At 37.6% G+C, this 20,319-nt stretch carries 18 protein-coding genes, 1 tRNA gene and 1 riboswitch; of the genes, 3 read left to right on the top strand and 16 right to left on the bottom strand.

What is annotated here, in order from left to right; genetic code table 11:
• The 3 genes from ACLMCG_RS13885 (at position 1) to ACLMCG_RS13875 (ending at position 2,201) form a co-directional block, all read left to right on the top strand.
• Positions 1-72: transfer RNA gene (locus ACLMCG_RS13885), tRNA-Glu, on the top strand.
• Positions 73-417: 345 nt separating this feature from the next.
• Positions 418-1,191, top strand: a complete 774-nt coding sequence (locus ACLMCG_RS13880) for a T9SS type A sorting domain-containing protein (protein WP_413959958.1) — start codon at positions 418-420, stop codon at positions 1,189-1,191.
• Between the two features lie 221 nt (positions 1,192-1,412).
• The gene (locus ACLMCG_RS13875; RefSeq protein ID WP_413959957.1) at positions 1,413-2,201 is read left to right on the top strand and encodes a T9SS type A sorting domain-containing protein; all 789 of its coding nucleotides are present in this window, start codon (positions 1,413-1,415) and stop codon (positions 2,199-2,201) included.
• Positions 2,202-2,365: 164 nt separating this feature from the next.
• Here ACLMCG_RS13875 and ACLMCG_RS13870 read toward each other — a convergent pair whose 3' ends face one another.
• The 16 genes from ACLMCG_RS13870 to ACLMCG_RS13795 all read right to left on the bottom strand — a co-directional run bounded on the left by ACLMCG_RS13870 (position 2,366) and on the right by ACLMCG_RS13795 (position 20,273).
• Positions 2,366-4,624 (bottom strand): DUF5074 domain-containing protein, encoded by a 2,259-nt coding sequence (locus ACLMCG_RS13870; RefSeq protein WP_413959956.1) that lies wholly within the window; start codon positions 4,622-4,624, stop codon positions 2,366-2,368.
• Between the two features lie 28 nt (positions 4,625-4,652).
• The gene (locus ACLMCG_RS13865; RefSeq protein WP_413959955.1) at positions 4,653-5,846 is read right to left on the bottom strand and encodes a cell surface protein; all 1,194 of its coding nucleotides are present in this window, start codon (positions 5,844-5,846) and stop codon (positions 4,653-4,655) included.
• 14 nt (positions 5,847-5,860) lie between these two features.
• Positions 5,861-6,994, bottom strand: a complete 1,134-nt coding sequence (locus ACLMCG_RS13860) for a YncE family protein (protein ID WP_413959954.1) — start codon at positions 6,992-6,994, stop codon at positions 5,861-5,863.
• Positions 6,991-9,024, bottom strand: coding sequence for a TonB-dependent receptor plug domain-containing protein (locus tag ACLMCG_RS13855; protein WP_413959953.1), 2,034 nt, complete (start codon positions 9,022-9,024; stop codon positions 6,991-6,993). Before ACLMCG_RS13855 ends, ACLMCG_RS13860 begins: the two co-directional genes overlap by 4 nt.
• 107 nt (positions 9,025-9,131) lie before the next feature.
• Positions 9,132-9,317, bottom strand: a riboswitch (cobalamin riboswitch).
• Positions 9,318-9,408: 91 nt separating this feature from the next.
• Positions 9,409-10,356 (bottom strand): transporter, encoded by a 948-nt coding sequence (locus ACLMCG_RS13850; protein ID WP_413959952.1) that lies wholly within the window; start codon positions 10,354-10,356, stop codon positions 9,409-9,411.
• A gap of 12 nt (positions 10,357-10,368) precedes the next feature.
• Positions 10,369-11,418, bottom strand: coding sequence for a cytochrome-c peroxidase (locus tag ACLMCG_RS13845; protein ID WP_413959951.1), 1,050 nt, complete (start codon positions 11,416-11,418; stop codon positions 10,369-10,371).
• Entirely contained in the window at positions 11,411-12,238 is an 828-nt protein-coding gene (locus ACLMCG_RS13840) for an MbnP family protein (RefSeq protein ID WP_413959950.1), read from the bottom strand. The genes ACLMCG_RS13845 and ACLMCG_RS13840 overlap by 8 nt, the downstream gene beginning before the upstream one ends.
• A 201-nt stretch (positions 12,239-12,439) precedes the next feature.
• Positions 12,440-12,808 carry a hypothetical protein gene (locus ACLMCG_RS13835; protein ID WP_308116393.1) on the bottom strand — a complete coding sequence of 123 codons (369 nt, stop codon included), beginning with the start codon at positions 12,806-12,808 and terminating at the stop codon, positions 12,440-12,442.
• Positions 12,809-12,812: 4 nt separating this feature from the next.
• Positions 12,813-13,487: a superoxide dismutase gene (locus tag ACLMCG_RS13830; protein WP_047427466.1), complete on the bottom strand. Its 675-nt coding sequence runs from the start codon at positions 13,485-13,487 to the stop codon at positions 12,813-12,815.
• A 165-nt stretch (positions 13,488-13,652) separates the two neighbouring features.
• Positions 13,653-14,330 carry an SCO family protein gene (locus ACLMCG_RS13825; RefSeq protein WP_413959949.1) on the bottom strand — a complete coding sequence of 226 codons (678 nt, stop codon included), beginning with the start codon at positions 14,328-14,330 and terminating at the stop codon, positions 13,653-13,655.
• The gene (locus tag ACLMCG_RS13820; RefSeq protein WP_413959948.1) at positions 14,317-14,592 is read right to left on the bottom strand and encodes a YHS domain-containing protein; all 276 of its coding nucleotides are present in this window, start codon (positions 14,590-14,592) and stop codon (positions 14,317-14,319) included. The genes ACLMCG_RS13825 and ACLMCG_RS13820 overlap by 14 nt, the downstream gene beginning before the upstream one ends.
• 215 nt (positions 14,593-14,807) lie before the next feature.
• Positions 14,808-15,170, bottom strand: coding sequence for a hypothetical protein (locus tag ACLMCG_RS13815; RefSeq protein ID WP_223598499.1), 363 nt, complete (start codon positions 15,168-15,170; stop codon positions 14,808-14,810).
• 841 nt (positions 15,171-16,011) lie between these two features.
• Positions 16,012-17,994, bottom strand: a complete 1,983-nt coding sequence (locus tag ACLMCG_RS13810; protein ID WP_413959947.1) for a heavy metal translocating P-type ATPase — start codon at positions 17,992-17,994, stop codon at positions 16,012-16,014.
• 45 nt (positions 17,995-18,039) lie between these two features.
• Entirely contained in the window at positions 18,040-18,459 is a 420-nt protein-coding gene (locus ACLMCG_RS13805; RefSeq protein ID WP_002983024.1) for a Fur family transcriptional regulator, read from the bottom strand.
• Positions 18,460-18,476: 17 nt separating this feature from the next.
• Complete coding sequence (locus ACLMCG_RS13800) at positions 18,477-19,373, bottom strand: cation diffusion facilitator family transporter (protein ID WP_413959946.1); 897 nt, start codon at positions 19,371-19,373, stop codon at positions 18,477-18,479.
• Between the two features lie 18 nt (positions 19,374-19,391).
• Positions 19,392-20,273, bottom strand: a complete 882-nt coding sequence (locus ACLMCG_RS13795) for a bestrophin family protein (RefSeq protein ID WP_413959945.1) — start codon at positions 20,271-20,273, stop codon at positions 19,392-19,394.
• Positions 20,274-20,319: the final 46 nt, after the last annotated feature.

Here is a 20,319-nt window from a genome sequence, read left to right as displayed (position 1 = left end):
GGCCCGTTCGTCTATCGGTTAGGACCTCAGATTTTCATTCTGGTAAGAGGGGTTCGATTCCCCTACGGGCTACAAAAGGACTTTTTCGAAAGTCCTTTTTCGTTTTTATATATACATTCAGACAAATTTTATCCGACAATATCTTATTCTTTTTATCACCGGAACTTCTGAATTACTCCACTACCCTCCCATTTTGGGAATCTTTCATTGAATTACACCTGACAATGTCAATAAGAGCTGTTCTTCAATTTTACATCTATATTTTATATAATCCAATTAAATCAACAGGCTGTGCTACCCTATAACAGGGGTATATTAAATTTTATTAAAAATATCACCAATAATGGAAATATTATTTTTTACTTGGTCTATTAATCCTTAAATTTGGCTAAAACTATTCACAATAAAATAAATAACATGAAAATTAATTTACTTTTGGGAAAACAATTCTCTTTTAAAGCCGGATTAATGGCTTTATTTCTATTTTCGGCAAGCACGTTATCTTTTGCGCAAAACAGAATTTATGCACACGCTCAGAGCTCAGGTGTATTTGGAGTTGCATGTCTGGGATGCCGTATAGATAATCCTTTAAATGCAGTTGGATATAACGAGGATGATTATTCAACAATGGTGTTGGGAACAGCTTTGTTAGGAGGAATTCAACAAACACTGATCTTCCCTGACCTGAGATCAGACACAAGACTGGTTGTAGGAATCGGAACAGACAACATCCCTTTATCTGTACAATTATTAAGCGGGGTAACTCTTGAAACCATGAATGGAGGCACTTCTAATGATGACCGCAGAACGATAGATGTAAGTCTTCTTAAACTGGGAGCAACACCCAACAGAGGGACAGTAGAATTCAAGCCGACAAAACCTTATGACGGGATCAGAATAGGTTTAACAGGAGGTGTATTAAGCCTGGGCGGAGGATTCAGAATTTATTATGCTTATCAGGATCCATTGATCAGCATTATGGCTCACAGCCAAAACGGCCAGGTTACTCTTGGAGGAAATGTTCCGGTAGAAGGTTCAGAAGTCACATTATTCAACACATCCGGAAAAGAAGTATTTCGTTCTACATTAAAATCAAACACTTTTGAACCCAGACAGTCTGAAGGTGTTTATATTATGAATGTGCAAACTAAGGAAGGAAAAACATATTCAAGAAAAATTTTAATTAAATAATTAAATAAACGATACAATAAATGCGGCAGACTTTTGAGTTGTCGCTTTTTTTGTATTCATTTTCAGAGAAATACGAAAAAACAATTCATTAAATAAAATAAATTCATAATAACAAATATCAATAAATTATTAACATTTCACATAAATATGAAATAAAATAAGCAACATAATCATTTTATTTATAAATTTACATAAAGCTAAAACCCAAAATTTTTCTACATATGAAAACTTATTTATTACTTGGCCAACGCACAATGAAAGCTGCAGCTTTGGCATCATTCTTATTTTTAACAAGCACAATGTCTTTTGCACAGATTGTGAAAACCTATGCAAGCAGCCAAACCAATCAGGTATTGGGAGTATGCTTAGGATGTGGAGTATTGAATCCTCAAAATGCAGTAGGAAGTAACGAAAACGACTACTCAACGATCCAGGTTTCAGTAGGTCTTCTGGCAAGAACGGAACAGACATTGATCTTCCCTACGACCAATATCGCCAACAACACCAATAAGCTTGTCATTGGTATTGGTTCCAATGGTACTCCACTATCTGCTCAGGTATTGGGAGGTGTGTCAATTGAGACATTCAACGGAGAAGTGTCCAATAATGATCGCCAAAGTCTTACCAACAGTCTGATCAACCTAGGAGCAGGAGATCCAAGCAAAGGTGAGATTGAGCTTACAATGAACATTCCTTTTGACCGTATCAAAATCAATGTGAATTCAGGATTGCTGAATATTGGTGGTGAACTTAGAGTATACTACGGATATCAGTACAAAGATCCGTTTATCAATTTCATGGCACACAGTCAGAATGGACAGTTTACTCTTGATAAAAATATTTCTGTACAAGGATCAGAGGTTAGTCTGACCAATACTTCAGGAAAAGAGGTATTCCGTTCCAAACTGACATCCAATACATTTGAAACAAAGCAGCCACAAGGAGTATATATTATGAACCTTACTACAAAAGAAGGAAAAACATATTCTAAAAAAGTGATCATCAAATAAGGCAGATCCATAACAGATCAAACCCGGCAAGCTTTTCAAGCTTGCCGGGTCTTTTATAGGGGTAATTATTATTCTGCATGATAAAAACATTTCTATCACTTCATTAAAAAAACCCTGACCAAAACTGGCTAGGGTTATATTAACAAGATTTATCTAAAATAGTATTAGTTTTTGATTACTTTTTGTTGATATACTGCTTTATCTGTAACTGCTTTCAAAATATAAATACCTTTTGGAAGTGCACTTACATTGATTTGTCCGTTGTTCAGCTGTACATTAACTATTCTTCCTGAAGCATCATACATAGAAACATTCTGGATTTTCTCCTGAGTTTTAAGAGTAAGGATATCGGTAACCGGATTCGGATAAATACCGAATTCAAGTTTTTTCACCTCAGCAGTTGCCAAAGTAGTTCCTAAACTGTTTACACTCACCGTTTTTTCTACCAGCTTACCGTTTGAGTTAAAGCTGATCACAATATCAGAAGTTCCTGAAACAAGAGGTGTCAAAACCAATTCATCATTCTCATTAATCGCTGCGGAAACTGCTGTAGGATTGCTGTTTGATTTGATAGATTTCACTACAGATACCGCCATATTATCGGCATCGGAAATTATTGTTTTCAGATCTATTGCAGTAGTACTTGCTGCTGTAAGCTGTGAAGGTAAAGTATTGCTTACCACAGGAACAGAATTATTGGTAAATACTGTCAGTGAAGGGAACCAGTAGTAATCATTCAATGTTTTTGTATTGATAAGAGTTCCGGCCATATTATAAGTATGGATCCAGTTTTTCTGATAGTGTGCACCGTATCCGCTTTCTGTTGTATTCAGAACAAGCTCTCCGGTAACAGGGTTTACACGAAGTGCCGCACCATAAGGAATCTGCTTAAACTGTCCTGTCTGCCCCGGGATAGCAGCAAAGTTTTCGTTAAATGTTTTCGTTGTTACGTCAAATCTTACAATCTGTGTTCCTGAACTCCAGCTGCTGATTGAATTAATCCAGTATAAAGCATTTTCTTTATTACTTGCTGTAAATCTCCCTGCATTCCATGCTCCCCAATCTCCGATATATTTGGTCGTAGGAATGTTATAAACCTGCGTTGCAAAAGTAGTAGGATTGATGTTGATCAGCTTCTGATCCTGAATCCCCCATACACTTCCGTCTTTAGCCTGAACTACTGAGTAGAAACCTCCTGCAATTGTACTGATCACAGTATCTGTATTAGGATTAATGACTAAAATTCCAACTCCTTGTTTCACTGCAAACACATATTGTGAAGTACGGATCATGTTTCCAATCTGCCCGTTACCACCTGTTCCGGCAATCAGAGAACCTACCTGCAGATTGTCAATATTGAAAAGAACAATTCCGGTAGAAGTACCAATATATCCTTTATGTTCGTTCACTCCCACAAATGATCTTCCGTCTCCACCACCAATTGTATTAAAGCCGGCAATTTTCTGCATAGTCTGCGCATTGGCAACTACAAGTCTTCCACCTGGAGTATATTGAGTATCTCCTCCATCGGCAGCCTGTTTTGATACAAAATAGAATTTATCGCCATAGATTGTTCCGTATTGTGTAGTTGCACCGAAAGCCTGATTGTTGTTTGCGTTACTGTACACACGGTAATTGATCTGACCGTTATTATCAATGAAGTTTACAGAACCGTTGGTATGACCGAACCATTCTTCGTTCACCATGAAATATCCGTTGGTAAAGTTGTTGGAAGCTACATAGGGAGAAACGGGAGTGATGGTAGAGGAGACAGGTGTTTGATTAAAGCCTACATTAAAATTCCAGACATCCCATGATCCGTTTTCCAATGCACGTGAAGAAGCTCCAACGCTAGAATATCCGAAATCAGCATCAGCAGGATTCTTTACCCAATAAGACCAATATCCGTTAACCGTCCATCCGGACTGCCAATGATCGTTAGCGGCATCTACGATGGTATAGCTGTCAAAATCGTACGCTGTAGTATTGACAAAACCATTCACCGGATATAACGGATAAGTGGTATTTCCACTTTTGATCAGTGCATTGGTCCCTTGACCGTTCAGATCAAAACCTATTCCTCCTACTGCTGATCCAAATTGTGTTCCCTGGTAAAGCAATGTGTATAGTCTGTGATCTGCTTTAGCAATTGCTTTAAGCATATCTTCACCTGTAGCATTTCCGTCCCATTTGAATCCCCACACCATCGCATCAGGATTTTTGCTGTCGTTCCACTGTACTACAAAAGCAGCCTGATTGGCTCCCGATCCTACCCAATACTGGATATCAGAAAAACTGATTGTAGTGGTATTAAGATTGCTGATCCCTGAAATATCATTTCTGGGAACACCCTGAACTTTTATCTGTGCATTTGATAGGCATGCAAACAGAAAAAGCATCATAAAAAGATAAAACTTTTTCATTTTTTATTAATTTAAATAGATTGAATTATTATTTGAAATGTAAATCGTAAGCTCCTGCCACTTCTGTAGAAACTTCACCCAGCCAGCCAGCTTCCTGATTGACTCCTGTATATATTTTCATAAAATCGACTCCGGGAAGTTTTACATATTTCCCACTTCTGTCTACGGCCCAGGAAATATCAATATTGGAAGCTTCATCATTATTCGGAGCATTATCAGCATATCCGAAATCATATGATTTCCCTACCCAATAGGATCCGTCCCCGTTCTGATCATAAAAATTATTTGCCAGCCTTGTTCCGGAAAATCCGTAAGAACTATCGGTAAACCATAAAGGATAATAGCTTTGTGCATGGAAGGTATTTTTTGTTTTAAAACCCTGATTCCCCAGATTGTCGCTCCATTTTATATATTCTACATCGGTTTGCCAGAATTCGGTTCCGGGTACGGGAGTTTTATTTTCGTCAGGCTTATGATAGGTGATACTGTAATCTCTTACGGTTGCGTTTTTAAAATATTCGCTGCCTGCAATTTCATACCATTCATCATTATCAGGTTTTCCGTTTTTGTTTCTGTCGTAGGCTACCATAATAATTCCCGGTTCACAAGAGCCGGAACGCTGATCAGCAGCATCATTTCCAAAGAATGCATTTCCCAGCACTTTAAAATCTCTTCCATTCAGATTGGGAATGGTATGATCAAAACCGAAAATCACATATCCGCCATATCCGCCCAGGCTGATCATAGTAGAATTACCTCCCACCAATGACTCATTTGCTTTCTGAAGCATATTTGCAGCTGTATTTCCAGGTAAATATTCCGGAATCTCGTTCATGAACTGTCCTACAGCAGGACGGAACTCCAATACTTTAGCGATATATTTACTGTAAGGTGTTTTTTCTTTGGTAACGATAATTTTAGAGTGATAAACCTGTTCATTTCCTTTATTATTAATTTTTAAAGTCAAAGGATAAGCATCTGCCGTTGGACTGATAAATTCAAGTTCTGAATTCTGAGAGATAATAGAGTCATTGATACTCCATGTAACAGATCCTGAAGCATTGGTAGGAATACTCAACACCTTAAAACGCTCAATGGAATAAGAATCATCAAGACCATTAAAGGTAAACTCATCTGTGTCATCATGTTTACAGGCTATCGCACCTACCAGGAAACATGATAAAACCCCGGTTTTTAAATAAGTAAAGGTATTTCTGTTCATTTCTTAAAGTTTAATTATTTGTATAAAAAGGTGAAGTGAGCCGGAATATTTCCGCCCTCTGTTTTCCATTTAAAATGTCCGTTTTTATCAAAGCAATACACAAATCCAAGAGAAACATAATTTCTTGCATCTGTAATATAGATGTCTTCTGTGATTGGATTTACCGCAATTCCGTAAGGTGTTTTAATGGCAGTTTCGTATTCTTTATCAAAAATTCTGTTGGCAATGATCTGTTCTGTTTTTACATCAATGATTCCAAAGCTCTTTTTATAGCTGTGGGTGTTGTAATTGAATTCGTTTCCGTAGAAATAGAGTTTATCATTCACAATTGTCATTTCACTCACAGCGAGATGGAAATCTTTTTTAACCATTCCCGTTGCCGCATCTATAAGGTATAAGCTGGAAGGAATGTTATAGTAATCTCCTCTTGAGCTTACATACAGATCACCGTAATTGTCTTTTTTAATGTGATGAAGATTGATGGCAACATTTAACTTCTGGATTTCAGTAAAAGTATTCAGGTCAATTACTGAAACAGTATTATCATAATCGGGAGCTTTGTATCCTCCGGAATTAGCAACAAACAGTTTATTCCCTACAATTTCCATTTCTTCCGGCTGATACCCCACAACCACTTCACGCTGGATGGAAAGAGAAGTAGTATCAATTTCCACCACTTTTCCCTTAGGTGCTTTTGGATTGATTGCTACCGGACCTGCATAACTGCTGGCATATGCTTTCCCGTCTTTAAAGGTTAAATAACGACAGTTCTGTAAGGGAATAGAAGTAATACGTTTAGCCGTTTTAGCATCTAACACTTCAATTTTATTGGAAACATTGACTACGATATACAGTTTGCTTCCGTAAACTTTGATATCATTTCCTACATCTCCAAGCTCTTTTACCACATTGGGATTAATTTCTGCATAGATGTTTCTGTAATAGGTTCCTTTTGTATAATCAAAAAAGTCCAGTGTACATTTGTTGCTTCCCATATTCCCTTCGTTCAGCATATAGAATCCTTTTATTGCTGTATTTTCTGAAGGAAGTCCTTCCACTACTTCCTGACGGACGATGATATCATCTGTACGGCATGCAGTAAGAAAAGCTAAAGCAAGAAACAGAAAATAAAAGTTTAGTTTTCTCATAAGGTGAAGTTTAGGATAAGTTTAAAATTTCTTCCCGGCATCGGATAGTTGATTACTACATCATAATATTGATTGAAGATATTATTCATTTCAAGGCTTACTTTAAACTGATGATCCGCCCAGTTGAATTTCTTCTGAACAGAGAGATCATGAGTATACCAAGGCTGTACATAATTGTATTGAATATTATCCTGGTTCACATCATAGCGCTTTCCTACATACATTGCACTGTAATTGAAACTCCAGTCTTTATAATCGGCCATCAGTGCAAATGATCCGCTATGCCATGGTGTGTAAGGAATCTGATTTTTGTAAAATGTATCTTCAGGGTCTGTCATATCTCTTGCACTTTGATAGGTGTAAGAAAGTAATGGCCTCAGTTTTACTTTTCCCAACTGCATTTCTGCCTGAACATTTACGTCAGCACCAATGATTTCCACCAATCCAAGGTTCATCATCAGCCAGCGGAACATACTTCCGTTAGGAGCAGCGACAATTTTATCCTGTACTTTGTTGTAGTAGCCGTCTACTTTAGCATAAAAAGATTTAAAGAAATGATTGTTATAGTTTTTCTGGTAGGTAAATCCTACATCATACTGATTGGTAAATTCCGGCTTCAGATAAGTGTTTCCGATATTCGTGTAATATAAATCATTGAAAGTAGGCAGTCGGAAAATTCTTTTATAGAAAGCTCTGAGGGTAAGTTCAGGAATTATTTCAGGCTGGTAGCTCATAAATACAGCGGGTCTCCATTCTCTGCTATCTCCCGGTCTTTTGTTTTTTCTTACTTCTTCAAAGGTAAATGTGCCCAAAAGGCTTCCCAGAATTTTAAACCTGTTCCACTGGTAGGTTGTTGCCAAAGCGACTAATGTAGTATAACGTGTAGGATAAGAAAAGTTATCCAGATTGGCGTCCAGATTATTGTACTGAAAATCTCCACTCAGGCTCACATCCCAGTTGGGAGTAATTGAATAGATATTGGATGAAGAAAGATAAACTTCTCTTTGGATGTAGACATTATCCGTATACATAATAGATTGCGAACGAACGGTATCCATAAAATGGGTATAATCGTAGGCAAATTTTGCTTTCAGCTGTGTTTCAAATTTTGGGAACAGTTTTTTCCGAAGATTGGCCTGTACGAAATAATTTTCATCGGAAAGTCTCGCTCCTCTTCCTCCAAAACGGCCGTTCACAATAGGTGCCGGCATTCCGCGGTCTGAAATGTAACCGTAACCACGGATATTCCAGCTTCCATTATTCAAAGTTCCATTTAAAGAAGTTTCAAAACGTTTTGCCTTAATATCTGAATCCTGTCTTTTTGCGATCGTGTCATAAGCCTGCTGTCCGTCAGGATATTTCTTGGCATATCGAAATCTGTAAATTCCGTCACTTTGCATAAATTCTGCGCTGAAACTGGCTGAAACTCTGTCTGAAATTTTCTGCTCCAATCGGAATGACGGGTTGAAAAGATCAATGGAAGCACTTTTTGCTCTTATTACAAGATTGGTTCTCCTTATTCCCTTAAACACAGGAGTTTTAGGTTGTAAATAAATAGATCCGGACGAACCAAAATCTTTTGCCGGTTGGAAGATTTCACTTTTCTGCCCGTTGTATAATGATATCTCTTCAAGATCATCCAAAGAATACCTTCCCAGATCAACAAGACCGTTTTGGGCATTTCCCAGTTGAATTCCGTCGTAGAAGACTCCTACATGCTGGCTTCCGAGACTTCGGACGTTAATGGTTTTCAGCCCTCCTATTCCACCATAGTCTTTAATCTGAACTCCGGAGAAATACCGCAGCGCATCTGCTACAGAATGACTGTTCAGTCTTTCAAGTGCTTCCCCTTGGATGGTTTGTGCCGGAATGATTTCTTTAAAATTTTTTTTGTAGAGACTGATCACCTTGATGGATTCTTCCTTCAGCGTATCATTTTTCTTTTTTTGGGAATATAAAAGCTGAGATGTCATCACCAGTATTGTGAAAACAGCTTTATAAATTGTAGAAGTAATTAGTTTTGCCGCCATTAGCTCATTTAGGATAATGATGACGCTAATGGTATAAGAAAACAATGACAAAGCACAGCTGTCACTGCACAGAATCATTGATGTCCTAAGCTTTATTCCACGAAAGCGTCAAACGATTATTTTCTGGCAGGTCTTCTGACTTACTCCATTTTTGAAATCCTTCCCATTAAAAAACAGTGGATATATTCTTCAAAAATCTTGGTGTGGAGCTTACAGCAGCGGGTCTGTCCCGGATTTTCACCGGATTCCCTTTTAAGAGCTTTTTATGGCTCACCAAATTTCGGGCAAAGATAAAAAATTATTCCTAACCCCCAATTAAATTCATGATTCATAAACAATTAAAGCTCCCGAAGGAGCTTTAACATTATTAAAAAGGGGTTTATTTTAAATTCCAATATTCAGGAAAATACTGAATCTGGATTTTGCTTCAATATCACCACCTGCCAAATGGGTATACATAGGAAGCATGAGTTCACTTCCCAGACTCAGTTTTTTATAAGAAGCTTCAAATCCCAGTTTGCCATACAAAGCACTTCCCGCAGTATTGGGCAGCGCTTCATCAAACTGTTTATTCTGTGCATACACTTCTCCCTGCACTCCGGTTTTTACAGAAAAGATTGACTTTTCGTTTCCGGCAACCTGATAAAATCCTGTCGCAGCATAGTTCCACTGGTTTCCGAAACGGTAATTTTTCTTATTTTCCGTTTTGATCGTATAATCTGTATTGACCAATACAGCCACTTTATTCTTTTGAAATTTATAATTCAAAGCCGCCTGATAATCCCAGCTTCCGGTTCCCAATTGAAAACTCGGATTAACTCCGGATGCACCTTTTTCATCAAATTTCCCCAAAGGAATTTTCACTCCCAAGCCTCCGCTTATGTGATGGAAATTATCTTTAGAATTCATCAGCTGGTAAATTCCCATCAGATTCAGATCTCCGATTCCATTGATTTTGATATCTCCCTGCATGGTTTTCTTTTCATGGAAATGAAAGGGCAGGCTTGCATAAACACTCAGTTTTTTAGTCAAGGGAATTTTCCCCCAAAGCTGTAAAGTATTGAAGTATTGATCTTGTGTAAGGTCTTTTACAAATAAATTCTCCTTTGCTTTGTAATGTTGTGCAAAGTATTTGATTCCGATAAACTGTGGATTGAGTAAAGATTCAAATCCGGAAGATCCGTTACCAGCTGCACAGCCGCAAGCATCACAATCATCGTCAAAATCAAATCTGCTAAAGCTTTCCGGTGCAATATACACGCTGTCTCTAATCACATTGGCCTGGTTCAGGCTAAATACCATTAAACTTAGTATTGCTATAATCTTCTTCATGTTTTCTATAAATTATTCTGCAAATTTTGGATTGGAGATAAAACTTTTATCTGATAATGTTTTCAGGAATGCAATGATGGATTGTTTTTCCTGGCTGTTCATGGCAATTCCCGTATGGCCATTCTGTTTCAGCTGAGGATCGAGATTGGGATTATCTTCTACCTGATCTGAATAAAAATTGAGCACCGCTTCTAAGGTGTAAAATCTTCCGTCATGCATATAAGGCGCTGTATATTCTACATTTCGCAAGCTTGGAACACGAAATTTCATCCAGTCAACCTGATTGAGAGAAACTCTGTACCGTCCGGCGTCTTTGAACTCCGTATTGTAATACATTCCTGTATTTCTGAAACTCTCATCCGTAAACAGTTCTCCGCTATGACAGGAAGCACATTTCTGCCCGAACAAAGCCATTCCCTGAGATTCCGCTGAAGTCAATTGTTCTTTTCCCTGCTTGAATCTGTCGTATTTTGAATCTGCAGAAATTAAAGAAGCCATAAACTGTGATAATGCTTTTAAAATTCTTTCGCCAGTAATGGTTTCATCTCCATATGCTTCTCTGAAGAGCTTTTTATACTTCTGATCATCTTTTATCTTTGAAATAGCATCCGGTATGGAGCTGTCCATTTCATTGACATCTGTAATAGGACTGATCGGCTGTTCATTAAGGTTGTGAATCACTCCGTCCCACATATATCTTTTCAAAAAAGCCATATTCTGAATGGGCGGTGCATTTCGGATTCCTATTCTATCATCTACTCCATGACTTACGGTATGCCCGTGATGGGTGAATGCATTTTCCTGAATATGGCAGAACCCGCATGAAATAGTATTATTCCTGGAAAGTCTCCCTTCATAGAATAATTTTCTTCCCAGCTCTACTCCATTTTTAGTTACCGGATTGATTGATTTATCAAAAGTCATTTCCGGAAAATAAGAAGGAAACTGCAGATTGTACGCTTCATCTTTTTCCAACGGCTGGATCACCTCATCAGAACAGGAAATACAACTCAGGAACAATACAAGCAGAACCAATATCGTTTTAACAAAAACATTAATCATTGTGAACGTGGTCTACTTTAAACATTTTTGTAAGATTATTGGTAACGTCTACCAGATGTTGGTTTGAACCCATCAGCATATCATTGGTTGTGGTAAGTACAAGAGCCTTATCTCCGCTCAAAAACTGATTCAGATCTGCAAGAATATGAACAGAAGGGCGAATTTGTGACGTTACTCTTGCTGTCGTTGGAAGGTTCAATGTGATTTCACGGTATAGATCAGCCTGCTCATTAGCCACAACATTTCCCATGTTTCCGGTATGGTTCATAAATTCCTTGGAAGGAGCATCATTTCCATATTTCCCTTCCAGTTTTACAAAAACATAACCGGCAGCCCATGACCATGTCAATCCTTTCTGCTTGGCTCTTGTCCAGAATTCAGCTTGTCCGTCCTGTCCCAGCAAGTAGGCTTTCTGGCTGATTCCCAATCCGAATTTTATTTTTTTATAATTGTTTTTCGGAACTCCGTCAAGGTTAAGGTAGATGATTCCGGCTACCGCATCGGCCTGATCTACGATAAAAGCACCTTTATCAGGATTGTTTTCATTGTACTTAAATTCATTTCCGCCTTCGTCAATCAATGTGATATTGCTAATGATATATTTTAAAGCAGAAAAATTATGCTTTTGTCCTTGGGAAGAAGTCTGGACCGTCTGATTTAAGACAACATCTCCTACATTATTAAATCCGTTTTCAAATTTGATCTGAAGTTTTCCGGGAGTGGTATCCTGCGGATCATCATCCCTGCTGCTTTCGCAGGATACAAAAGAGAATAAAGTAAAGGCAATAAAGAATAATGATAAAAATTGAGAAATTTTCATTGTTGATTTTTTAAGTTGAATTATAATTTTTGAATGCAAAAACATTCTTTTTTTACCACAAAAGGCACAAAAGTTTTTACACTTAAGTTTATTAAGTGATAAGCTTTATGTACAATAAGAACACTTAAGCTTTTAAAAATCTTTGATTCTTAATTGATGTAAGCTTTTGTGACTTTTGTGGTTGAATAGTGATGGTATACCTTAAAAAACCGGTGGTTTGAAAATATGGGTCAGAAACAGAAAAGAATAGGCTGTTTCGTAAGTGAAGTTGAAATTGAAAAACGGTCGTTTTTCAGTGGTAGTGATCTCTATGGCTTCAGGCAGGATATAGATATCAAGAATTTTCTGTCCTGAGTTTTTGAGTTTCTGAAAAGGTGAAGATTCTGAGTCATTGGTTTTAGCCAATTCTTTACTCAGATAACATTTTCCGTTACAGTGAATCTCCGGCCTGGATTTATTAATACAAAGAACTTTAACGATATAATCATAATTTACAGCATACTCTACCAATGGTACCAAAGGTCTTAGCACCATATAAAGAGTAAAAAGTATGCTGTAAAATAATTTCATCAGACTACTTTTTGCTTATAGCTTCGTCATATCTTCTGCTGATCTCCTTCCAGTTCGTAACGTTCCAGATAGCGGTAAGATAATCTGCTCTTTTGTTCTGATATTTTAAATAATAAGCATGTTCCCAGACATCAATTCCGAAAATAGGAGTTCCTTTCTCTTCTACGACATCCATCAAAGGATTATCCTGATTAGGAGTAGAAGAAACAAACAGTTTCCCGTCTTTTCCTACAGAAAGCCATGCCCATCCTGAACCGAAACGGTCTGCTCCTGCTTTAGACATTTTTTCTTTAAAAGCATCCATACTTCCGAAAGTTTCAGTGATGGCTTTTGCTAATTTTGCAGAAGGCTGTGTATTTTTCTGAGGGGTAAGAACCGTCCAGAACAATTCGTGGTTATAATGTCCTCCCGCGTTATTTCTCACTGCAGCAGGCAGTTTTGAAGCATTGGAAAGAATCTGAAACAACGTTTCTTTTTCCTGTGGAGTTCCTGCAATTGCTTTATTCAAATTGGCTGCATAAGCTGCACCATGCTTTGAATAATGAATTTCCATCGTTTGAGCATCAATATTCCCTTCCAGAGCATTATAAGCATACGGCAGAGGAGTCTGCTTAAACTGAGCCAGTGCAAACTGTGCCGCGAAAACTGCGCTTAAGGCAGCTATTTTCATAATCTTCATAACTTTTTTGTTTATGGTTGAACAATGTTTTCTATTAGCTGGGAGATGGAGGCTGGAGGTAATGAATGTGGTAACATAACTCCTTGAACTTCTATTTACCTTTACAGCTATCTCAAAAATCGCCAGAGCTGCATCGTCTGGAATAACTTCCAGCTTCCCTCTTCTCTATTTCAATAATTTCTTAATATCCTCAATCAGAATTTCTCTGTCAGGATGATATTTCCCGTTTAGTCTTGGGTTTTTCCCTTCCGGATCATCGTAATTCAATCCTGAATAATACAGAATCGGCATATTTTCTTTGTTGTATCTGCATCGGATATTCCCGTCCTGATCTACCAGTGCAATCATACCGCTGTGGTTCAGGCTTTCTCCTTCATCTTCCTTGTCACCTACGTAGATATTAAATTTATCAGCAAGATTACCAATATATGTACGGTCTCCTGTCAGAAAATGCCAGTTGGGAGATTTTGCACCTATCCTTTGAGCATGTTCTTTCAATGCTGCAGGAGTATCATTTTCCGGATCAATACTGATGGAGACAATACCGAAGTTGGGATCATTGATCTGATTCTGAATAGCCTTCATATTGGTATTCATTACAGGGCATATTGTAGGACATTTGCTGAAGAAAAATTCTACCAGATATACTTTTCCCAGCATGTCTTTATTGGTAATCTTTTTACTGTTCTGATCCGTCAGTTCAAAATCAGGAACTTTCATCACGGTATAAAGGTTCTTTTTAAAGTATCCCATTCCTACCCCGATTCCCAGAAAAAGCAATGCAAATACCGCAATGGGTATGATTACTTTACTTTTATTAGTGGTCTTCTTATTTTTGGGCATATTTCTCAGGGCTTTTTTTAAATTCATCTTTACAGTAAGAACTGCAAAAACCATACGTTTTATTTTTATATACAGCTGTATCTTTTGTAAATCCGGCTGTTTTCATGTGACAGATCGGGTCTTCTTCATTCACTACCTGTACATTTTCTATGTTTTTTGCGGAAGAGTCCATATGGCTTGCATGCTTTACCTGAGGTGTTTCCTTGGCACACGACAGTAGTGAGATTGACAGCAAAGCAGTCAAAATAATAGGAGATTTCATTTTGATGTTAAATTGAAATTAATAATGTTAAATAAGGTTAGGAACAGGCTCAGGTTTTCAATTAATGAACCACAATTCTAAAACACAGAATTTTTTGATAAGAATTCAGATGTTTATCGTTATTCATTTAATTGTTTGGATGCCTGTAACAACTTAATTTTAATAGTTTTAAAACTTCCGTTTTCATAAACTAAAAACATAGTTTACGGTGAGAATTAAGCTAAAGGAGGATGAAATATCCTGGAAAAGTATTCTGAAGAGTGAGAGTTGAAATAGCTTGAATCCGGAACTTCAGTAAGTAGCTCCGAGTTCAGTTGAGAAGAGAAGGAAAGAATATCATGAGAAATAAAAACATCTAATCCTGCAATCTTTATCGTTTGAGAGCTATTGGACTGCTTTTCTGTTTTTGCCAGTTCTTTTTCCACATAGCATTTTCCTTTACAGGTCGACTGTGGTACATTTCTGTTCTCACAAAGGTTTTTTACAATATACTCATAGTTCACAGCATAGTTTACCAATGGCAAAACGGGACGTATTGCAACAGTAAAAATGATGAATATGGAAATGAATAACCTCAACGATTTTGTTCTCTGTTACAAATATACTACTTCAAAATTGTTTTATAATGGATTTATGATGAATGTCATTATGCTTATCTACTGTTACCCATAAAAATCACAAAACTGTGCCTGTCACCGGTATAATATTATTCCGAACTTTGAATAAGACTTTAGACCTAAATAAAAATTTAGTTCTTTATATACAATTTAATCTTGTTGATAAAAGCTTTGCTGATGTTTTGGCAGAGCTTTTTTATATTCGTTGTTTTGTTGGAAATCGCAAAGACGTAAGTTTTTTTTTAAATGCTTACTGTTTTAGGTGCAAAAATTTTATCTCCGATAAATTTAATAAAGCTAATAATGATTCTGAATGAGACTAATTATTAAGACATCATCTTGCTGAAAATCTTTGATTTTCTTGCGTCCTTAAAAACAACACAATTTTTATCTTCTTTGCGCCCTTGCGTTTATCAACAAAAAACTATTACCTTTTCTAAATTAAGTTTTGGCGTGGTGTAATGTTGGAAACGCAAAGACGCAAGTTTTTTTTAAATGCTTACTGTTTTAAGGCGCAAAGATTTTATCTCCGATAAAATTTAAAACTAATAATAATGAGACTGGTCATTAGATTCCTTCGGAATGACAAACTGAGTGTATCATTTTTATACTAATTGTAATTATCAGTCATAGTTTATACGAAAAGTAAAGCCAGTCTCTTTGTCACTCAGTAGGAGTCTCAACAACCTAATATGGATTTCAATGGAATGGTTGGCATGATGTATAATGTAAAACAAAAGCCCCACTGAAATTCAGCAGAGCTTTTATTGAATATAATTGAGTTGTGTTTATTATTTGCTTCTTAAAATTTCATTCTTTGGATTCTCACCGCATTTAAAATAGCCAGCAATGCCACTCCTACATCGGCAAACACGGCTTCCCACATCGTTGCCAAACCTCCTGCTCCCAAGACCAGAACGACAGCTTTTACCGCAAAGGCAAGGATGATATTCTGCCAAACTATCTTTTTCGTTTGTTTCCCGATATTGATCGCCATTGGGATTTTGCTTGGTTTATCATCCTGAATGACTACATCTGCTGTTTCAATGGTTGCGTCACTTCCTAAGCCTCCCATTGCGATTCCTACATCACTTAAAGCAACTACAGGCGCATCATTCACTCCGTCTCCTACGAAAGCTACAGTCTGGTTTTTAGCTTTGATTTCCTTAACCTTGTTTACTTTATCTTCAGGAAGAAGGTCACCGAATGCATTGTCAATTCCAAGCTGGTCTGCTACGTATTTCACTACAGTTCCTTTATCACCGCTCAACATGGTGGCTTTCACATTCATTTTGTGCAAATTGTCTACGGTTTCTTTGGCATCTTCTTTTATGCTGTCTGCAATCGTGATATATCCTGCGAACTTTTTGTCGTAAGCTACTGCGATCACCGTGTACACAATGTTGGCATGGTTGATATCATAGCTGATGTTGAATTTATCCATCAGCTTAAAGTTTCCTACCAGAAGTTCTTTACCATTAATTGTCGCTTTCAATCCGTGGCCGGCAATTTCTTCTACATTTTCTAAAGGAATGGCGTGATTAATATCTCCTACATAATTGTGAATAGCTGTTGCAACAGGGTGGGTACTTTTACTTTCGAGAACATTCACCATCTGCAGGATTTCCTCTTTATTAAATTCAGGGCTCATACTTACTTCCTGAACTTTGAATACACCTTCAGTCATCGTTCCGGTTTTATCCATCACCACATTCTGGATTTCTGCAATGCTGTCCAGGAAATTACTTCCTTTGAATAAGATCCCGTTTCGGCTTGCGGCACCAATTCCTCCGAAATATCCTAACGGAATAGAGATTACCAAGGCACAAGGACATGAAATTACCAGGAATATCAATGCTCTGTACAGCCAGTCTCTGAACTGATAGTCATTTACAAAGAAATACGGCAGCAAACAGATTCCTATGGCAAGAAATACAACAATTGGAGTATATACTTTGGCAAATTTTCTGATGAATAATTCTGTAGGAGCTTTCTGAGCCGTGGCATTCTGAACCAGTTCCAGAATTTTACTCAGTTTACTGTCTTCATAGGCTGTATTTACTTGAACCAAAGCAATACTGTTCATATTGATCATTCCGGCAAGAACAACCTCGCCTTTATTTTTGGTATCGGGTTTACTTTCTCCCGTTAAAGCAGCCGTGTTGAATGATGCTGAATCTGAAAGCAATTCTCCATCCAGCGCCAGTTTCTCACCGGGTTTCAATTGGATTATATCTCCGATTTTAGATTCTTTCGCTTTTATTGTTTTAGGCTGATTATTTTCCATAATCGTTACCTCATCGGGGCGCTGATCCAATAAAGCTTTTATATTTCCTTTAGCTCTGGTAACTGCCATAGACTGGAATACTTCTCCTACCGCATAAAAAAGCATTACTGCTACGCCTTCCGGATATTCCCCAATGGCAAAAGCTCCGATAGTTGCGATGCTCATCAGAAAGAATTCTGAGAATACATCTCCCTTGATGATACTTTTATAAGCATCTTTCAATACCGGAAATCCTACAGGAATGTAAGCTGCCAGGAACCATACCAAACGTACCCAGCCTGTAAACCATGCGGGTTTTATATAGTTATCAAAGGCGATTCCCAATAATAAAATGACGAAAGATATAATGGCCGGAAGAAACATCTGAAAGACCGTCTGATCTCCGGAGTCGTGAGAGTGATCGTGGCCATCGTGGTCATGTCCGTCTCCTTCTGCGTGGTTATGTTTGTGTCCTTTTGTATCGGGTTTTTCCGGGGTTGTACTACAGCATTTTTCCATAACTGAATATTTTTATACAAATGTAAAGATGAGACTGATGCAATGCTATTGCAAACTTTCGAGACAATTTTCGCAGATTCCTTTAGCAAACAATCTTATTTCATCAATCCTGAAATTGGTCTGTATATTTTCCGGGAAGGAAATATCTTCTTTACAGGTAGTTTGTTTGCATATTTTACAGTAGAAATGCAGATGCCAGTCTTTATGTGTTTTTTCATCACAATCGTCTTCACAAAGTTTGTATTTTGTGGTGGTGTTCTCCTGAATGCTGTGAACAATTCCTTTTTCTTCAAAGGTTTTCAAGGTTCTGTAGATCGTAATTCTGTCAGCATTATCAAAATGATTTTCTATTTCAGAAAGGGATAAAGCTGCTTCCTGAGAGCTTAAGAAATCATATACCAGAATCCTCATACTTGTGGGCTTGGTATTTTTATCAATGAGTTTGTGTTCTATATCTTTTTTCATTGTACGCTTTTAAATTTTTACAGATGTACTTCATTTTCTTCATAGCCTTCCTCCTCTATCTGAAAAGTGGTATGACTGATCTTAAAGTTATTAACAGTGGTATCCGTTAATATTTTTAATAATTGATTTTGAGAATACTCCGCTTCCTTTACAACATGTGCACTCATTGCATTCACACTGGATGTCAGTGACCAAACGTGCAGATCATGAACATTTTTTACCCCTGGAGTTTTTTCCAGAGATGTACGAAGTTCATGGATATCAACATCTTTTGGTGTTCCTTCGAGTAAAACATTGATTGCTTCTTTCAACAGCCTCCATGTTCTTGGAAAGATCAACAGTCCGATTGCTGCCGAAATTAACGGGTCGGCATAGTACCACCCGGTTGTCAGCATAATCACTCCGGCAATCATTACGCCTACTGAAGTAAGCATATCTGAAAGCACTTCAAAATAAGCGCCTTTCATATTCAGGCTGCCTTCTGAGTCTTTTCTCAGGATCATCATTCCGACAATATTAACGATCAACCCGATTCCGGCAACAATCAGCATTGATTTGCTTTGTACTTCCGGCGGATTCTGAAATCTCTGGTATGCTTCAAACAAAACATAGATTGAAATCCCCAGTAAAACAACAGCATTCACTACTGCTGCCAGTATTTCAGTACGGTAATATCCGTATGTTCTGGAAGGATCAGCTTTTCTCTCTCCAATTTTAATGGCTATAAATGCCAACAATAATCCTACCACATCGGTGAGCATATGAGCGGCATCGGCTAATAATGCAAGACTATTGGTCATGATTCCGCCAATAACCTCAGCAATAAGATAAGTTCCACTAAGGCACAGAACAATCAGTAAGCTTTTTTTATGTCTGCTTCCTGCAGAAACGGTTTGTGTTGGTGTATTTTCCATATTGTATGTATGGTTTAATTACATTTCGTAATAAGATGTATTTTCTTTTTTGGGCGGAACATTCCGTTCGCCGATCATTTGTCTGATATTGATCTCTATAGTCTGTGCCAGAGAAGTCATCGGAGTATCTACAGGGCCATTTTCAAAAGGATCCTGCATAATGATAGATGTTTTTTCAATAGCAATGAATGTAACCGGAACCAAGAAAGTGATTGCAATTTCTACCAACAACTGTGAATCATCAAGCCCAAACGGAAGGATAGCCGCAAAAACATAGATCAAAATATGAACTAAAACACTATAAGAACGCGGAAAAACCGTATTCTTCAGTCTTTCACATTTTCCCATACTGTCGCATAATCTTGTGATGATATCATTGAGCTGCATCTGTTGGAAATCCGTCAGTCCTTTGGAAGCCGCAATTTCCTTCAACTTTCTGGAGTGTTCGTCCAGAATAGCATTGGGAATATTGGCTCCTTTGATCTGATGTTGATCCAGATATTGCTGAACTTTTTCAGAAAACGGAAGTTTTCTCAGTGATTCTCCAAGGGCATAGGTCCAGGTGATCTGTCTTTCGGCAAAATCTTTTATGGTTTTATCATCTCCGGCAGGCATAAACTGAATAACCAGTCTCACAAAAGTTCTGGAATCGTTGACAATGGCCCCCCAAACGGTTCTGGCTTCCCACCATCTTTCGTAGGATTGGGAGGTTCGGAATGCCAACAGCAAGGATACTGCTGTTCCCAGTAATGCAGGAATATTCAACGGCAGTGATATTTTGCGAAACCACGGCAATTCGTCCAGAAGACCAATGGCAATGGCAAATATTCCGATGAACAGAATTTGGGTTTTTATTTCACGGATGAAATACCAGACTGATATTTTTTTGTTCAGTAACATAATCAGGTCATTTATTAAAAATTCGGTGAGATAATCTTTACTTTTC

Source organism: Chryseobacterium sp. S90, assembly GCF_047444895.1.
Lineage (GTDB): Bacteria > Bacteroidota > Bacteroidia > Flavobacteriales > Weeksellaceae > Chryseobacterium.
This window is presented reverse-complemented; position numbering and strand designations above follow the sequence as displayed.

What these genes read in the sequence shown, in the direction of transcription:
- ACLMCG_RS13880 (WP_413959958.1), top strand. Translation starts at nt 418, where the DNA reads ATGAAAATTAATTTACTTTTGGGAAAACAATTCTCTTTTAAAGCCGGA.
- ACLMCG_RS13875 (WP_413959957.1), top strand. Translation starts at nt 1,413, where the DNA reads ATGAAAACTTATTTATTACTTGGCCAACGCACAATGAAAGCTGCAGCT.
- ACLMCG_RS13870 (WP_413959956.1), bottom strand. Translation starts at nt 4,624, where the DNA reads ATGAAAAAGTTTTATCTTTTTATGATGCTTTTTCTGTTTGCATGCCTA.
- ACLMCG_RS13865 (WP_413959955.1), bottom strand. Translation starts at nt 5,846, where the DNA reads ATGAACAGAAATACCTTTACTTATTTAAAAACCGGGGTTTTATCATGT.
- ACLMCG_RS13860 (WP_413959954.1), bottom strand. Translation starts at nt 6,994, where the DNA reads ATGAGAAAACTAAACTTTTATTTTCTGTTTCTTGCTTTAGCTTTTCTT.
- ACLMCG_RS13855 (WP_413959953.1), bottom strand. Translation starts at nt 9,024, where the DNA reads ATGGCGGCAAAACTAATTACTTCTACAATTTATAAAGCTGTTTTCACA.
- ACLMCG_RS13850 (WP_413959952.1), bottom strand. Translation starts at nt 10,356, where the DNA reads ATGAAGAAGATTATAGCAATACTAAGTTTAATGGTATTTAGCCTGAAC.
- ACLMCG_RS13845 (WP_413959951.1), bottom strand. Translation starts at nt 11,418, where the DNA reads ATGATTAATGTTTTTGTTAAAACGATATTGGTTCTGCTTGTATTGTTC.
- ACLMCG_RS13840 (WP_413959950.1), bottom strand. Translation starts at nt 12,238, where the DNA reads ATGAAAATTTCTCAATTTTTATCATTATTCTTTATTGCCTTTACTTTA.
- ACLMCG_RS13835 (WP_308116393.1), bottom strand. Translation starts at nt 12,808, where the DNA reads ATGAAATTATTTTACAGCATACTTTTTACTCTTTATATGGTGCTAAGA.
- ACLMCG_RS13830 (WP_047427466.1), bottom strand. Translation starts at nt 13,487, where the DNA reads ATGAAGATTATGAAAATAGCTGCCTTAAGCGCAGTTTTCGCGGCACAG.
- ACLMCG_RS13825 (WP_413959949.1), bottom strand. Translation starts at nt 14,330, where the DNA reads ATGCCCAAAAATAAGAAGACCACTAATAAAAGTAAAGTAATCATACCC.
- ACLMCG_RS13820 (WP_413959948.1), bottom strand. Translation starts at nt 14,592, where the DNA reads ATGAAATCTCCTATTATTTTGACTGCTTTGCTGTCAATCTCACTACTG.
- ACLMCG_RS13810 (WP_413959947.1), bottom strand. Translation starts at nt 17,994, where the DNA reads ATGGAAAAATGCTGTAGTACAACCCCGGAAAAACCCGATACAAAAGGA.
- ACLMCG_RS13805 (WP_002983024.1), bottom strand. Translation starts at nt 18,459, where the DNA reads ATGAAAAAAGATATAGAACACAAACTCATTGATAAAAATACCAAGCCC.
- ACLMCG_RS13800 (WP_413959946.1), bottom strand. Translation starts at nt 19,373, where the DNA reads ATGGAAAATACACCAACACAAACCGTTTCTGCAGGAAGCAGACATAAA.
- ACLMCG_RS13795 (WP_413959945.1), bottom strand. Translation starts at nt 20,273, where the DNA reads ATGTTACTGAACAAAAAAATATCAGTCTGGTATTTCATCCGTGAAATA.